This window comes from Streptomyces sp. NPDC006655 (assembly GCF_040703965.1).
In the GTDB taxonomy this organism is placed as follows: domain Bacteria; phylum Actinomycetota; class Actinomycetes; order Streptomycetales; family Streptomycetaceae; genus Streptomyces.
Genome location: NZ_JBEYJU010000007.1, coordinates 1 through 14,152, shown reverse-complemented (window position 1 = coordinate 14,152; position 14,152 = coordinate 1). Strand labels below are relative to the sequence as shown.

Annotated in this window: 15 protein-coding genes and 1 pseudogene; 5 read left to right on the top strand and 11 right to left on the bottom strand. The window is 73.8% G+C overall.

All coding sequences use genetic code 11. The features are described 5' to 3' along the window. Nucleotides 1–10: 10 nt before the first annotated feature. On the bottom strand, nucleotides 11–1,726 hold the full coding sequence (locus AB0958_RS05785; RefSeq protein ID WP_366889038.1) for a hypothetical protein: 1,716 nt from the start codon (nucleotides 1,724–1,726) through the stop codon (nucleotides 11–13). 135 nt (nucleotides 1,727–1,861) lie between these two features. After that, a complete protein-coding gene (locus tag AB0958_RS05780) occupies nucleotides 1,862–3,205 on the bottom strand; it encodes a hypothetical protein (protein WP_366889037.1) in 1,344 nt (447 codons plus the stop codon). A gap of 113 nt (nucleotides 3,206–3,318) precedes the next feature. On the opposite strand from AB0958_RS05780, the gene AB0958_RS05775 reads away from it, so the two are divergent. Then, the gene (locus AB0958_RS05775) at nucleotides 3,319–4,617 is read left to right on the top strand and encodes a molybdopterin-dependent oxidoreductase (protein WP_366889036.1); all 1,299 of its coding nucleotides are present in this window, start codon (nucleotides 3,319–3,321) and stop codon (nucleotides 4,615–4,617) included. A gap of 313 nt (nucleotides 4,618–4,930) precedes the next feature. Here AB0958_RS05775 and AB0958_RS05770 read toward each other — a convergent pair whose 3' ends face one another. From AB0958_RS05770 to AB0958_RS05760, 3 genes are all read right to left on the bottom strand, one after another. Further along, complete coding sequence (locus tag AB0958_RS05770) at nucleotides 4,931–5,674, bottom strand: methyltransferase domain-containing protein (protein WP_366889034.1); 744 nt, start codon at nucleotides 5,672–5,674, stop codon at nucleotides 4,931–4,933. Continuing rightward, nucleotides 5,671–6,297 carry a DUF2064 domain-containing protein gene (locus AB0958_RS05765; RefSeq protein ID WP_366889033.1) on the bottom strand — a complete coding sequence of 209 codons (627 nt, stop codon included), beginning with the start codon at nucleotides 6,295–6,297 and terminating at the stop codon, nucleotides 5,671–5,673. The genes AB0958_RS05770 and AB0958_RS05765 overlap by 4 nt, the downstream gene beginning before the upstream one ends. 63 nt (nucleotides 6,298–6,360) lie before the next feature. After that, on the bottom strand, nucleotides 6,361–7,068 hold the full coding sequence (locus AB0958_RS05760; RefSeq protein ID WP_366889032.1) for a glycosyltransferase family 2 protein: 708 nt from the start codon (nucleotides 7,066–7,068) through the stop codon (nucleotides 6,361–6,363). A gap of 169 nt (nucleotides 7,069–7,237) precedes the next feature. Here AB0958_RS05760 and AB0958_RS05755 point away from each other — a divergent pair, with 169 nt between their 5' ends. Continuing rightward, complete coding sequence (locus AB0958_RS05755; protein WP_366889031.1) at nucleotides 7,238–7,975, top strand: response regulator transcription factor; 738 nt, start codon at nucleotides 7,238–7,240, stop codon at nucleotides 7,973–7,975. A 1-nt stretch (nucleotide 7,976) separates the two neighbouring features. After that, nucleotides 7,977–9,089 carry a HAMP domain-containing sensor histidine kinase gene (locus AB0958_RS05750; protein WP_366889030.1) on the top strand — a complete coding sequence of 371 codons (1,113 nt, stop codon included), beginning with the start codon at nucleotides 7,977–7,979 and terminating at the stop codon, nucleotides 9,087–9,089. A 40-nt stretch (nucleotides 9,090–9,129) separates the two neighbouring features. Here the strand turns inward: AB0958_RS05750 and AB0958_RS05745 are convergent, their stop codons facing one another. Together AB0958_RS05745 and AB0958_RS05740 are read right to left on the bottom strand one after the other, a co-directional pair. Then, a complete protein-coding gene (locus AB0958_RS05745) occupies nucleotides 9,130–10,131 on the bottom strand; it encodes an NAD-dependent epimerase/dehydratase family protein (RefSeq protein WP_366889029.1) in 1,002 nt (333 codons plus the stop codon). Nucleotides 10,132–10,221: 90 nt separating this feature from the next. After that, a complete protein-coding gene (locus AB0958_RS05740) occupies nucleotides 10,222–10,566 on the bottom strand; it encodes an ANTAR domain-containing protein (protein WP_366889028.1) in 345 nt (114 codons plus the stop codon). A 193-nt stretch (nucleotides 10,567–10,759) separates the two neighbouring features. Here AB0958_RS05740 and AB0958_RS05735 point away from each other — a divergent pair, with 193 nt between their 5' ends. After that, on the top strand, nucleotides 10,760–11,716 hold the full coding sequence (locus AB0958_RS05735; RefSeq protein WP_366889027.1) for a helix-turn-helix domain-containing protein: 957 nt from the start codon (nucleotides 10,760–10,762) through the stop codon (nucleotides 11,714–11,716). A 36-nt stretch (nucleotides 11,717–11,752) separates the two neighbouring features. Here AB0958_RS05735 and AB0958_RS05730 read toward each other — a convergent pair whose 3' ends face one another. Further along, nucleotides 11,753–12,112, bottom strand: a complete 360-nt coding sequence (locus tag AB0958_RS05730) for a helix-turn-helix domain-containing protein (protein WP_366889026.1) — start codon at nucleotides 12,110–12,112, stop codon at nucleotides 11,753–11,755. Between the two features lie 119 nt (nucleotides 12,113–12,231). Here AB0958_RS05730 and AB0958_RS05725 point away from each other — a divergent pair, with 119 nt between their 5' ends. Next, nucleotides 12,232–12,921, top strand: a complete 690-nt coding sequence (locus AB0958_RS05725) for an ANTAR domain-containing protein (protein ID WP_366889025.1) — start codon at nucleotides 12,232–12,234, stop codon at nucleotides 12,919–12,921. Here AB0958_RS05725 and AB0958_RS05720 read toward each other — a convergent pair. The 3 genes and pseudogenes from AB0958_RS05720 to AB0958_RS05710 all read right to left on the bottom strand — a co-directional run bounded on the left by AB0958_RS05720 (nucleotide 12,868) and on the right by AB0958_RS05710 (nucleotide 13,926). Further along, a complete protein-coding gene (locus tag AB0958_RS05720) occupies nucleotides 12,868–13,044 on the bottom strand; it encodes a hypothetical protein (RefSeq protein WP_366889024.1) in 177 nt (58 codons plus the stop codon). The two genes, AB0958_RS05725 and AB0958_RS05720, sit on opposite strands and share 54 nt — an antisense overlap. A gap of 183 nt (nucleotides 13,045–13,227) precedes the next feature. Then, nucleotides 13,228–13,577: pseudogene (locus AB0958_RS05715) on the bottom strand (DNA topoisomerase IB); the annotation flags it as partial. A gap of 13 nt (nucleotides 13,578–13,590) precedes the next feature. Beyond that, on the bottom strand, nucleotides 13,591–13,926 hold the full coding sequence (locus tag AB0958_RS05710) for a DUF3040 domain-containing protein (RefSeq protein ID WP_366889023.1): 336 nt from the start codon (nucleotides 13,924–13,926) through the stop codon (nucleotides 13,591–13,593). Nucleotides 13,927–14,152: the final 226 nt, after the last annotated feature.

Here is a 14,152-nt window from a genome sequence, read left to right as displayed (position 1 = left end):
CGGGGGCCGGTCAGTCCCCGGGGCGCACCGCGGGGATGCCGAGGGCGACCGGGCCGGTCTTGCAGGAGTCGTGGCAGTCCTTCTCCAGGCTGCAGCACAGCGAGCAGACCGGCCCCGAGTGGAACGGGCAGCCCGCCACGTCCGGCCGCTCGAACCCGGTCGCGCACACCGTGCAGGTCAGCACGGCCGCCGACGGCAGCCCGTCGGCGCCGAGCAGCGGCTCGGCGAGGTCGTCGACGCGGGCGATGTAGTACCTGCCCCTGGTCACCACCGCGAACAGCGGCGACAGCACCATCGCGAGGAACAGCGCGACGAACGGCGAGTACGCCTTGGCGTACGCGCCGAAGGCGTCGAAGTACGCGGCGATCGAGACCGCGGACGCGATCAGCATCGAGCCGAAGCCGACCGGGTTGAAGTGGTGCAGATGGGCCCGCTTGAACTCGATGTACGACGGGCTCAGCCCCAGCGGCTTGTTGACGACCAGGTCGGCCACGACCGCGCCGATCCAGGCGATCGCCACGTTGGAGTAGAAGCCGAGCACGGTGTTCAGGAAGCCGAAGACGCCCGCTTCCATCAGGGCCAGCGCGATGCCCACGTTGAGGAAGATGTAGACCACCCGGCCGGGGTGACGGTGGGTCAGCCGGGAGAAGAAGTTCGACCAGGACAGCGAACCGGAGTACGCGTTCGTCGAATTGATCTTCACCTGGGACAGGATCACGAAGAAGGTGGCGAGACCCAGCGCGAGGGGCGCCGCGAACGTCCCGAAGCCGTGCACGTACTGCTGGATCGGCTCGTTCGCCTTGGCCAGGCCCACGCTGCCCGCGATGAAGAAGGCGAGGAACGCCCCGCCGATCTGCTTCGCCGCGCCGAGCACCACCCAGCCGGGACCGGCGCAGAGCACCGCCGCCCACCACTTCTTCCCGTTCTCCGGCGTCCGGTCCGGCATGAACCGCAGATAGTCGACCTGCTCACCGATCTGCGCGATCAGCGACAACGCCACCCCGGCGCCGGCGCCCACGCCGAGCGCGCTGATGCCCGACCCGGTGGGGGAGTCGCCGGCGAAGTGCGTGAACTGCGAGAACTTCCCCGGCTCCTGGATCGCGACGGACACGAACGGCGCGACCATCAGCACCAGCCACACCGGCTGGGTCCACACCTGCATCTTCGACAGCGCGGTCATGCCGTAGACGACCAGCGGCAGGATGACGAGCGAGCAGATCAGGTACCCCACCGCGAGCGGGATGTGCAGGCCCAGTTCCAGGGCCTGCGCCATGATCGAGCCTTCGAGGGCGAAGAAGATGAAGGTGAAGCTGGCGTAGATGACCGAGGTCAGCGTCGACCCGAGGTAGCCGAAGCCCGCGCCCCGGGTCAACAGGTCCATGTCGATGGAGTACTTGGCCGAGTAGTAGGAGATCGGCACACCGGTCAGGAAGATGACCACCGCGGCCGTCAGGATCGCGACCATCGCGCTGGAGAAGCCGTTGGACACGGCGATCGAGCCGCCGATCGCGAAGTCCGCGAGATAGGCGATGCCGCCCAGCGCGGTCGTCGCCACCACGTAGGGGCTCCAGCGGCGGAAGGACTTCGGCGCGTAGCGCAGCGAGTAGTCCTCCAGCGTGTCGTTCTTCGCCCAGGCGCCGTAGGTCCGTGTGCCGTCCGTGCGTTGGCCGTCCGTCCGGCCCTCCGCCGCGGCGGGCGGCGTCTCCTTGCCGACGATCTCCGTCACGACTCTGCCCTCTCTCGTCCCCGGTCGTTTTCAGGGAAGAGTCGCGGGGCGCTGTTTCCCGGGCGTTGCACCGGCTTTAAAAGACCGGCCCTTGATGGCCTTGTGACCGGCAACTCCCGGCCGGGCGGCGCGGGTTCACCAGCCGGTGAGCAGCAGGTGGTTCAGCAGCAGCGCGAGCACCGCCTGGGCCGGGAGCCAGCCCCGCCGCCGGGGCAGGAACGCGGCGGCGGCCGACAGCCACACCGCGAACGGCAGCCAGATCCGCTCCGTCTCCGCCTTGCTCATCCCGGACAGGTCCGCGATCAGCAGCGCGAGCAGGGCCACGCCCACCAGAAAGGCGAGGCGGAGCTCGGGACCCGGCGCGGTACGGCGCCGGGCCAGGACGGCACCGGCCCGGCGCAGCCCCGCCACCGTCGCAGGACCGGTGACGAGCACCGTGCAGGCCAGGTTCGCCCACACCCAGTAGCCGTACGGCCGGATCCCGCCGATGCCCTGGTAGTAGCGGGTGACGAGCAGCCGGTACCCCTGCCACCAGTCGAACCCGGCGAGCGTGAACACGCACGGCACGACGGCCGCCCCCGCCACCAGCAGCGCCGCGAGGACCGGCCGCGCCCGCACTCCCCGTCGGCCGAGCAGCAGCACCGCCGCCAGGAGCAGCGCGAAGAGCGCCAGACCGTACGACAGGTAGCAGGTCAGGCCGTACAGCAGTCCCGCACCCACCGCCCACCCCGGGGACCGCCCGGTCACCGCGAGCGCGAGGAGCGCGACCGCCCAGGCGGCGACCGCCGCGAAGTAGCCGTCGGCCGAGACGCCCACCCACACCGCGGCCGGGGTCAGCACCAGGAAGGGCGCGGCCCGCCGGGCGAGCCGCTCCTCCGTGAGCGCCCGCACCGCCACCAGAACGGCGACGCAGGCCGTGGACCCGACGGTGACGCACCAGGCGCCCGCCCAGCCGCCGCCGTGCAGCCCCACCCGGTCCAGCAGGACGAACGTGAGGGTCGCCGCCGGGGGATGCCCGGCGACATGCACGGGCCAGGGCGCCGCGGTGCCGTCGACGATGTGGTGGGTGAAGCCCCGCAGGGCCGCCGGGATGTCGTGGAAGCGCCCGACGGCGGTGAGGTACTCGTTCGGCCTGGTGAGCCGGCCCGCCACACCCCGCTGCCAGCCGTCGACCAGCGCCAGCGACCACGTCCAGGCCAGAGCGCAGCCCCAGACCGCGCCGAGCAGCCCGCGCCACGGCAGCCGTACCGCGAGGGCGGGCCCGTACACCACCACGGCGGCCCCGACGAGCACGGCGGCCGGGGTGCCCGGTCCCAGGTGCGGGGCCCAGTCGGCGAACAGCGGCGGCCAGTGCACGAACAGGACACGGTAGGTGTCCTGGAGATGTCGGCCGACCAGGACGGCGGCGAGCACGAGCAGGGCGGCGGCGAGGACGGCGGCCGGATCGGCGTACCGGCCGCGAAGGGGAGAGCGGGTCACACCGGAACGCTAGGGCCGCGACCGGGTGACACCGGGGATCAGTGCGCCGACGTCAGACTTTCGTCATGGGCCGGCTACCCGTCGCGGGCGCGGTCCCGGCCTACGGTCGGAGCATGCGAGACGACGATCCACGGCTCCCCACCTCACCCGGCTTCTGGCGCAGCCCGCTGCGCGGCACCTGGTTCACCTCGGTGCTCGGTCTGGTGCTGCTCGCCGGTGTCACCGTGCTGTTCCTGACCGGACTGGTGTCGTACGCCGCGTACAACCCGGACCTGGCCCCCGTGAACGACCAGACCCCGGACAAGGGACTGCTCGGCTTCTACCTGTTCTCCTGGCCGACGGACCCGTACTGGCTGTACCGGCTCACCCAGGGCCTGCACGTCACCCTCGGGATCACGTTGATCCCGGTCCTGCTCGCCAAACTGTGGTCCGTGGTGCCGAAGCTGTTCGCGCTGCCCCCGGCCCGCTCGCTCGCCCACGCCCTGGAGCGCCTCTCGCTGCTGCTGCTCGTCGGCGGCGGCCTGTTCGAGTTCGTCACCGGCGTCCTCAACGTCCAGCTCGACTACCTCTTCCCCGGCTCCTTCTACCCCCTGCACTTCTACGGCGCCTGGGTGTTCTTCGCCGCGTTCCTGGCCCATGCGGCCCTGAAGACCCCGACGGCCTTGCGCGCGGTCCGCGGGCGGCACACCGAGGAGCGCCCACCGGTACCGGCGCCGCCGGGCGCCGGGCAGTCGGCGGCGGTGCCGGCGGACGAGGGCGGGTTGGCCTCCCCCCTGCCGGACCCGCCGACCGTGGACCGGCGGGGTGCCTTGTGGTTCGTCGGGGGCGGGTCGCTGCTCCTGCTCGTCACGACGGCCGGGCAGAGCATCGGGGGTGCGTGGCGGCGTACCGCCCTGCTCGCCCCGCACGGCTGGGCCGACCCCGGCGGCGGCCCGAACGGCTTCCAGATCAACAAGACGGCCGGGTACGCCGGCATCGACCCGGGACAGACCGCGGAGGGGGCCTGGCGGCTCGTCGTCACGGGGCGGGGCGGACGGACGGTCCGTCTCAGCCGCGCCGAACTCCTGCGGCTTCCCCAGCACAGCGCCGCGCTGCCCATCGCCTGCGTGGAGGGCTGGTCGACCGCCGACCAGTGGTGGCGCGGGGTGCGGCTGCGCGACCTCGCCGCCCTCGTCGGCCACGACGGCGACCCGCCGGACGTCCTCGTCGAGTCCCTCCAGCTGCACGGCGCCTTCCGCCGCGGGGCGCTGCGCGCCAACCAGGTCGCCGACCCGCGCTCCCTGCTCGCGCTGCGGGTCAACGGTGAGGACCTGTCCCCGGACCACGGCTACCCGGCCCGCGTGATCGTGCCGGCCGCGCCCGGTGTGCTCAACACCAAGTGGGTGGCCCGGCTGACCTTCGGGGAGCTGTGATGCGCCCCCGTCCCGTCGTCGGCAGCCCGTTCCAGCTCCTCCTGCTGGTCTGCTCGTTCGCGCTCGCCGCGTATGCCGGCGTACGGCTGCTGGCCGGGGACTGGTTCGGGGTGGCGCTGTGGATCGTGGGCGCCGCCCTGCTGCACGACCTGGTGCTGCTGCCGCTCTACACGCTGGCCGACCGGGCGGTGGTCCGGGGGCTGGGCGCCGCGGGTCACCGGGATTGGACGATGTACGTCCGGGTCCCCGCCGCGCTCTCCGGGCTGCTCCTGCTGGTGTGGTTCCCCCTGATCAGCGGGTCGGTGGCCGGTCCCTACCGGTCGGCCACCGGCCTGTCCCCGGACGGCTTCCCGGCCCGCTGGCTGCTGATCACGGCCGTGCTCTTCGGTGGTTCCGCGCTGCTCCTGGTGGTGCGGGTGCGCAGGCAGACGAAGCGGCGCCCGCCGGCCGCCCACTGACCGGCCGGCGCCCAGCCCCGGGCGTAGCGCAGCAGGGCCGGGGTGCCGAGCCGTGCCCAGAGGAAGGGCTCCCCGACGGCTCCCCGGGCGTCGGTGAGGTGGACACGGGCGCGTTCGTCGACGTCCGCGGGCATGGTCTCGGCGATCAACAGGCCCCCGGGCGCCAGGAGTTGACCGACACGCTCCAGGAGCAGGGCGGGGTCGCCGCCGATCCCGACGTTGCCGTCCATGAGCAGCACGGTGCCCCAGCGGCCCTCGCCGGGCAGTGGCTGGAAGACCGAGCGGCGCAGCGCCTGGCCGCCGAGGTGCACGGTGTGGTCGACGGCGGCCGTGCTGACGTCCACGCCGAGGACGGTACGCCCCCGGGCGGCGAGTTCGGCCACGAGCCGTCCGGGGCCGCAGCCGACGTCCAGGACGGCACCCTCGCAGCGGTCCAGTACCGCACGGTCCACCGGATCGGCCCGTGCGCACCAGCGCTCGACCTCCAGGGGCAGCAGCCGGCCGTCGGTACGGCGCAGGAACAACGGGCCGTGCCCGGCGCGCAGGGCGGCCGCGTAGGGATCGGCGCCGGTCCAGGCGACGGACGGCGAGGTGGTCACCGGCGGCCCGTACCGCTGTGCGGCGTGCACCGGGCCAGCCGGGCGGCGAAGCGGCCGCTCGGGACGAGCGCCGCGACCGCCGCGGCGTCGGCGGCGGTGTCCACGTCCCGCAGCCGCGGCAGGTCCCGCACCCGCAGTCCCGCGGCGACGAGCCGCCGCCGCTGGACGGCGCCCGTCCGCGGGGTGGACATCGGCACCCCGAGCAGCAGGGCGGGGTCCGGATCGGCCAGCCCCAGCGCCCAGAACCCGCCGTCCTCGGCGGGACCGAAGTACGCGTCGCTCCCCGTGAAGTCCACCGTGAGCAGGGCCGGGGTGACCTGCGGAGTGTCCATGCCGATGAGCAGGGTGGGGCCGGCACAGTGGGCGAAGGCGTCGGCGAGACGCGCGTCGAGGCCGCCCGGGCACTGCGGCACGACGTCGAAGCCGGGCGGCAGCCAGGGTCCCGGGCTGCCGTCGAGGGCGAGCACCCTGCGGGTGGCGGGGGTCCCGGCGACGGCGTGCAGCGTGTCGGCGAGTGACGCCTCGGCGAGGGCGGCGGCCTGCTCGGGCGAGAAGGGCGGGGTGAGCCGCGTCTTGACCCGGCCGGGGCGGGGTTCCTTGGCGATGACGAGGAGGGTGGTCATGGGACTTCCTTGGGCGCGGCTCGGTGGGCGGGCGGGGGAGGGGGGAGAGGGCGGCCGGCTCGGTCAGTCCCCTCCCGCGCCCCGGGCCCGCGGCGGTTCGTTGAGCACCCGGCTCATGTCCCGCACCGCCTGCCACGTGCCGCGCCAGGTCCCGGTCACCTTGGACCGGCCGGTGCGCGGCAGGTAGGCCACGTCGTGCTCGGTGACACGCCAGCCCGCGTCGGCGGCCCGCACCACCATCTGCAACGGGTAACCGCTGCGCCGGTCGTCGAGGGACAGGGCGAGCAGCGGTTCCCGGCGCGCCGCCCGCAGCGGTCCCAGGTCGTGCAGCCGCAGCCCGGTCCGGCGCCGCAGCATCCGCGCCAGCGCCAGGTTGCCCGCGCGGGCGTGCGCCGGCCAGGTGCCGCGCCCCTGCGGACGCCGTCGGCCGAGCACCAGGTCGGCCCGCCCGTCGGCGACTTCCCGCACGAACGGCACGAGGAGTCCCGGGTCGAGGGACGCGTCGCAGTCGCAGAAGCAGACGATGTCGGCGCTCGCGGCGGTCAGCCCCGCGTGGCAGGCCGCGCCGAAGCCGCGCCGCGCCTCGCGCACGACGGTCGCCCCGAGCGCCCGCGCGATGTCCGCCGAGCCGTCGGTGGAGCCGTTGTCCACCACGAGGGCCCGCCAGCCCGCGGGGATCCGGCCGAGCACCCAGGGCAGCGCCTCGGCCTCGTTCAGACAGGGGAGGACGACGTCCACGTCCGTCGACGATGAGAGGGGTGAGGTGGTCACGGTGTCACCCTACGAACGCGAACCGGACATACCGGACCCAAGGCCCTTACGAAACGCGGACGTCGGGGCCGCGCCCCGGGCGCCCGGCATTTCTTACGGAACGCGGACGTCGTGCCCGTCGCCGTCGTCGGGCGCGACACCCGCGCGGGCCCGGTGCGAGGGTGGAGGCATGCAGCAGCCGTACGAGCTCACCGAGGCCAGGGCCACCGCCGGGGCCGCCCGGATCCTGGTGGTCGACGACGATCCCACCGTCGCCGAGGTCGTCGCCGGATACCTCGACCGCGCCGGCCACCTCGTGGACCGCGCGGGCGACGGCCCCACCGCCCTGACCCGGGCCGCGGCCCACTGGCCCGACCTGGTGGTGCTCGACCTGATGCTGCCCGGCATGGACGGCCTGGAGGTCTGCCGGCGGCTGCGCGACCGGGCCCCCGTCCCGGTCATCATGCTCACCGCGCGCGGCGACGAGGACGACCGCATCATGGGCCTGGAGGTCGGCGCCGACGACTACGTCACCAAGCCCTTCAGCCCCCGCGAACTGGTGCTGCGGGTGGAGTCCGTGCTGCGCCGCAGCCATCCCGCGTCCGCCGCGCACCCCCTGACCGCCGCCGGGCTCACCCTCGACACCGGCGCCCGCCGCGCCACCAAGAACGGCACCGAACTCGCCCTCACCCTGCGCGAGTTCGACCTCCTCGCGTTCTTCCTGCGGCACCCGGGACGGGCGTACGGCAGGGAGGACCTGATGCAGGCGGTGTGGGGCTGGGACTTCGGCGACCTGTCCACGGTCACCGTCCATGTCCGGCGGCTGCGCGCCAAGGTGGAGGACGATCCGGCCCGGCCGCGCCTGATCCGGACGGTGTGGGGCGTCGGCTACCGCTTCGAACCGGGCGGAACGCGGGAAGGGGCCTGAGATGCGCGACACCCTCCTCATCGCCCTGTACGCCTTCGCGGGCGCCGCCGCCACCGGGCTGCTCGGCGCGGCGGCGTTGCGCCTGCTGCGCCGCCGCTCGCTCACCGCGTCCCTCACGGTGGTCGCCGCCGTCGGCGTGGTCGCGATGCTCGCCGGGACCCTGGCCGTCGCCTGGGCGATGTTCCTCTCCTCGCACGACCTGTCGGTGGTGACCACGGTCGTCGCGATGGCGGCCGCCGTGTCGCTCGCGACGGCACTCGTGCTGGGCCGCTGGGTCGTCGCACGCAGCCGTGAACTCGCCCTCGCGGCCCGGTCGTTCGGCGAACACGGCGACTTCGCCGCACCCGAGGTCCCGGCCACCGCGGAACTCGCCGCGGTGAGCCGCGAACTGGCGGCCACCAGCGCGAAGCTCGCCGAGTCCCGGGAGCGCGAACGCGCGTTGGAGACCTCGCGCCGGGAGCTGGTCGCCTGGATCTCGCACGACCTGCGCACCCCGCTCGCCGGACTGCGCGCCATGTCCGAGGCGCTGGAGGACGGTGTCGCCGCCGACCCGGACCGCTATCTCAAGCAGATCCGCGCCGAGGTCGAACGCCTCAACGACATGGTCGGCGACCTCTTCGAACTCTCCCGCATCCACGCCGGCACGCTGTCGCTGAGCCCGAGCCGGATGTCGCTGTACGACCTCGTCGGCGACGCCCTCGCGGGCGCCGACCCGCTCGCCCGTGAGCACGGCGTACGGCTGGTCGGCGACCGGGTGGAACCGGTGCCGGTCGAGGTGGACGGCAAGGAGATGAGCCGGGTGCTGGGCAACCTCCTGGTGAACGCGATCCGCCGGACACCCCCGGACGGCACGGTCGCGGTCGCCGCCGAACGCGGTCCCGACGGTGTCGTCCTGTCGGTCACCGACGGCTGCGGCGGCATCCCCGAGGACGACCTGCCCCGGGTCTTCGACACCGGCTGGCGCGGCAGCCACGCGCGGACGCCCCCGGCGGGCGCGGGCCTCGGTCTCGCCATCGTCCGGGGAATCGTGGAGGCCCACCAGGGGACGGCCACCGTGCACAACATCCCCGGCGGCTGCCGCTTCGAGGTGGTGCTGCCCACCACCGCTTCCTGATCGCGGGCAGCACCACCGGTCCGTCCCGGGACCCAGGGCGCTATGCGTCCCGCATCCCGGCTCGCGCGAACTCCGCCACCCCGTCCGCGAACCCGACCTCCGGCTTCCAGCCCAGCTCGGCCCGCAGTCGCGCCGAGTCGGCCGTGATGTGCCGTACGTCGCCGAGCCGGTACTCGCCGGTGACCACCGGCATCGGGCCGCCGTGGGCCTCGGCCAGCGCACGGGCCATCTCCCCGACGGTGTGCGGCTCCCCGCTGCCGGTGTTGTACACGGTCAGCGCGCCCGTCGCCGACCGCGCCTCGAGGGCCGTCGCGTTGGCGGCGGCCACGTCCCGGACGTGCACGAAGTCCCGGCGCTGCGCTCCGTCCTCGTACACCCGGGGGGCCTCGCCGCGGGCGAGCGCCGAGCGGAAGAAGGAGGCGACGCCCGCGTAGGGGGTGTCCCGGGGCATCCGGGGGCCGTACACGTTGTGGTAGCGCAGCGACACCGCCGAGCCGCCCGTCGCGCGGGCCCAGGCGGCGGCCAGGTGCTCCTGGGTCAGTTTGGTGGTGGCGTACACGTTGCGCGGGTCGGCCGGGGCGTCCTCGCCGACCAGACCGGGGGCCAGGTCGGCGCCGCACACCGGGCAGACCGGCTCGAACCGGCCGGCGTCCAGATCGGCGACGGCACGCGGGCCGGGCCGTACGACGCCGTGCCGCCGGCATTCGTACCGGCCCTCCCCGTACACGACCATCGACCCGGCCAGCACCAGGTGCCGTACGTCCGTGTCGGCCATCGCGGCGAGCAGCACCGCCGTACCGAGGTCGTTGTGGGACACGTACTCCGCCGCGTCCCCGAAGCCGGCCCCGAGCCCGACCATGGCGGCCTGGTGGCAGACCGCGTCCACGCCCGCCAGCGCCCTTGCGACCGCCGCCGGGTCGCGGACGTCGGCGCCGGGACCGTGCCGCACGTCGTACACGACCGCCTCGTGCCCACGCGCCTGAAGCGCCTCGACCACATGGGACCCGATGAACCCGGCACCGCCGGTGACCAGTACACGCATACGGCCACGCTAGGTCTCCCCAACCCCCGGACCACGCGCCCACGCCCTCAGGTCACCACTCCGTAAGACCCGCACCGGGCCGCGGCCCCGTCACCGGGACGCCCGTCCGGGGCGTTCGGGGCGGCGGAGCGGGCGGCCGGCCTGTGCGGCTCTGCGGAGCACGGCCGTGTCCAGGGCGCCGCGCACCTCCTGCGGGAGCCATCCGCAGCGCGGCCACTGGACGACGTGCTCCGCGATCTCGCGCAGCTTGGTGTTGGTGTGCTGCGAGACATCCCGCAGGATCTCCCAGGCCGTGTCGGGACCCACCCGGGCGTACGCGACGACGACGCCCATCGCCTGGTCGACGACGGCGTGCGCGGTCACGGCGCGCCGGAGCTGGGCGACCTCCTCTTCGAGGGCCGCGATCCGGTCGGCGCTGGTGGGGGGTTCTGGCATCGAGGGCGGGCCTTCTGGTCGGGCGGACGATCCGGTCCATATGACTGCTGCCCGCTGCGGGCGCCCGTGAAGGTCCTGTGTGCGAAGAGTCGTCCGGGAGGTGTCCAGAAAACGAAAGGCGGCGTTCCGTGGACGGCCGCGCGAACCCGCCCGCCCTCCCGTCGGTGGCGTGCCTGCTGCCAGAATCGGCGTCATGGACTCGCTCTTGTTCGAAAGCGACGACCTCGCTGTGACGGAGGACTTCCTCTGCCGTGCCTATGCGGACATGCGCATCGGCAGCGCGACCCCCACCGCGAGCCGGGCCCGGGTACGTCGCGACAGCGCCCCGTCGATCAGCGTCGACGAACTCGACCTGAACTTCGAGATGTCGTACTCCGTCAGCCCGCTGGGCAGGATCTGCCTGTGCGTCGTCCATGAGGGCACCGTCCAGGACCACGCCTTCCGCGGCGTCCAGGACGCCTTCGGACCCGGTGACGCCGTCCTGTTCGCGCCCCACGACGAGCCGTACTCGGGGCGTATCGGCAGCGCCCGGTACAACATCACGATGATCGATCCCGGTCTCCTCGACCAGGTCGCGGCCACCGAGCGCGGTCCGCTGCGCGAGTCCGTGCGGCTGACCGGCCACCGGCCCGTCAGCCAGGCGGCGGCCGACCGGCTGAAAAGCACCATCTTCCACCTGCGGGACCACGTGCTGGCCGCCCCGGACGCCGAGGCGCATCCGGTGATGGTCTCGGCGGCCGGCCAGCTGCTGGCCGCGAGCGTCCTGGCGGCCTTCCCCAACACCGCGCGCACCGACCCCACCGCCCAGGACCGCACCGATGCGCACTCCGCCACCCTCAGGCGCGCCGTCGCCTACATCGACGACCACGCCGACCAGCCCCTCACGGTGGCCGCGGTCGCGGACGCCGTGCACGTCACGGTCCGCGCCCTGCAGTACGCCTTCCGCCGTCACCTCGACACGACACCGCTGGCCTACCTGCAAAGGGCCCGGCTCGCCCACGCCCACCGGGACCTGCTCGCCGCGCACCCGCGCGACGGCGCCACCGTCGCCGGCATCGCCGCCCGCTGGGGATTCGCCCACCCCGGCCGCTTCGCGGCCCGCTACCGAGCGGCCTACGGCACCAGCCCCGCGACCACGCTCCGCGACTGACCCGGGCGGCACGGACGCGCCCCGACGATCCCGCGCTCAGTCCGCCCCGGGGCTGACGGCCGGGTCCGGGCCGCCGCCGTGGCGCTCCGTCTCCACCTCGACCAGCATCGCCAGCAGGGAGGCCACGGTCAGGCCGGCCTCCGCCGGGTGGCGCAGCACCTTGCTCGGGTCGATCCTGTACTGGTTGGCGCGACCGATGCGGGTGTGGGAGAGGTAACCCTCCTCCTCCAGATCCGCGATGATCTTCTGGACGGCGCGTTCCGTGAGCCGGCAGCGGGCCGCGATGTCCCGGATCCGCGCGTTGCGGTCGTCCGCGATGCTGGCCAGGACGCGCGCGTGGTTCGTGACGAACGTCCAGCCGGTGTGCGGCTCGGGAACTCCTCCGGATCCCACCATGAGCACATCGTACGCCGTGGTTTTCGCGAAGGCAAAAACATGAACCACGTTTCACGTATGTATTGACGTATCGCAGGGGCCGTACAACCCTGAGGAGAGGGACCACGGAGGAGGCGATCATGTCGGAACCGTCCAACGAGCAGCTCTCGGTGCAGGTCGGGCCGACCGGGAAGCGGGTGTCCGTCGCCGTCCGCGGTGAGTACCGCCTCGACGACAGCGGAGACCTCCGGCACGCCCTGCACGACGCCCTGGGCCGCGCCGGTGACGGGGTGGACCTGGACCTCTCCGGACTGACGTTCGCCGACTGCTCCGCGCTCAACGTGTTGCTGGCCGTGCGTGGCCAGGCCGCCGCGATGGACAAGACGGTCACCCTCACCGCCGCCAGCCCGGCCGCCGAACGGTTGCTGACGTACACCGACACCTATTCCCTCTTCGCGGACCCGGGCGCCGCCTGCGGCCCGGTCTGCGTCGAGTTCGACGGACTGCTCCAGACCGAGGTCGTCCAGCTCAGACGGGCCCTGCGGACGCGTCCCGACATCGACCTGGCCCGCGGCATCCTCATGGCCGGCTTCGGGCTGAACGCCGAAGAGGCGTGGGAGGTGCTGGTCACGGCGTCACAGCACACCAACATCAAACTGCACCGGCTCGCGAGGGCCGTGGTGACGACCGCGGAGGGGGCGTCGCTGCCGGACCGGGTCCGGCGGGAGCTGACCGCCGCCGTCTCGCGGGTCCGCGGGACACGCGCAGAAGCGGACTCAGTCGTCGCCCCGGACGATGTTCCACTCGGCGCTGGTGCGCGCGGCCGGTGAGGCGCTCTCGTCGGCCACCGCCGCGACGCAGGTACGCACCCCCCTGCGCGGGAGACGACGCGCCTTGGCCCAGCCGGTCTGCGCCACTCGGAGGGACTGCTTCTCGTCGGTTCGCCTGGTCACGGCGTCTCATCTTCTCTCTGTGCGTTGCCTGTCCAGCGGGTTGCCCCCCGCCCCACGGCCAAACATCGGCCACCGTGGTCACCCGGCCAGCAGCCGCAGCACCGCCTGTTCGACGGCCCCCTGGGTGGCCGGACTGCCCGGCACCGCGCCGGCCCCCGGCGAGCCGAGGGCCGGGGCGTGGCAGAGCCCGCGCCGGGCGAGGTCCCGGGTCACGTGCTCACGCAGTCTCGGCAGGGTCCCGGCGACGGCCAGGACGTGGTCGTGCTTGGCCCCTCCTGCTGCTCGCGGAACCGCCGGTGGTAGAGGTACTGCCGACGGCCGGCGGCATCCGTGCCGGTCGCCTGGATGTGCCCGTTGGGGGCGGGACTGATCCAGACGTCCGTCCAGGCCGGGGGGATCACCAGGTCCCTGATCCGCTCCCGCCGCGCCGGGTCGGTGATCGTCCTCCCCTCGCTGTCGAGGTGGCGAAAGCCCCGGCCGCAGCGCAGGCGGGTGAATCCCGGGGCGTGCGGGTCGCTCGTTCTCAGGCGCATGACCGGCCCGTTCTCAGACCCATGGCCGGTCCCGACGCCCGCTGTCGCGGCTCGCGCGGCACAGCAGCCGTGCCCCCTGGAGCAGGGTCAGCGGCCACACCGCCGCGAAGCACCACAGCACCACCGGGTCCGAGGTGCGGATGCCCACGACCGCCAGGACCACCGAGGCCACCGTCAGCAGGGCGACGGCGGTCCGCAGCCAGAACCGGGCCGGCGGCCCGCCGCCCCCGCGCCGCATCCGCCGCGCGAAAAGACGGTCGCGTCGCAGGTCCGCCTCGATCCGCAACCAGGCGAGCCGCTCCACCCACGAAAGCCGAACGTCGTTCGAAGGACCCGTGCTGTCCGCCACGATGACGGAACCTCCCTGTGCCTGCCTGTGCCTGTGGACGTGTCGGCACCCGTGCCCGACCGCGGCAGGTGATGCCGGCAGCCGAGTGCCCGCCTTCCCGCGGGCGATGCCCCCTCCGGACGGCTCGGGCTGGACGGCTCGGGCCGCGACCGCTCGGGCCGGGACCGCCTGGACCGGGACCGCCTGGACCGGGACCGCCTGGACCGGGACCGCCTGGACCGGGACC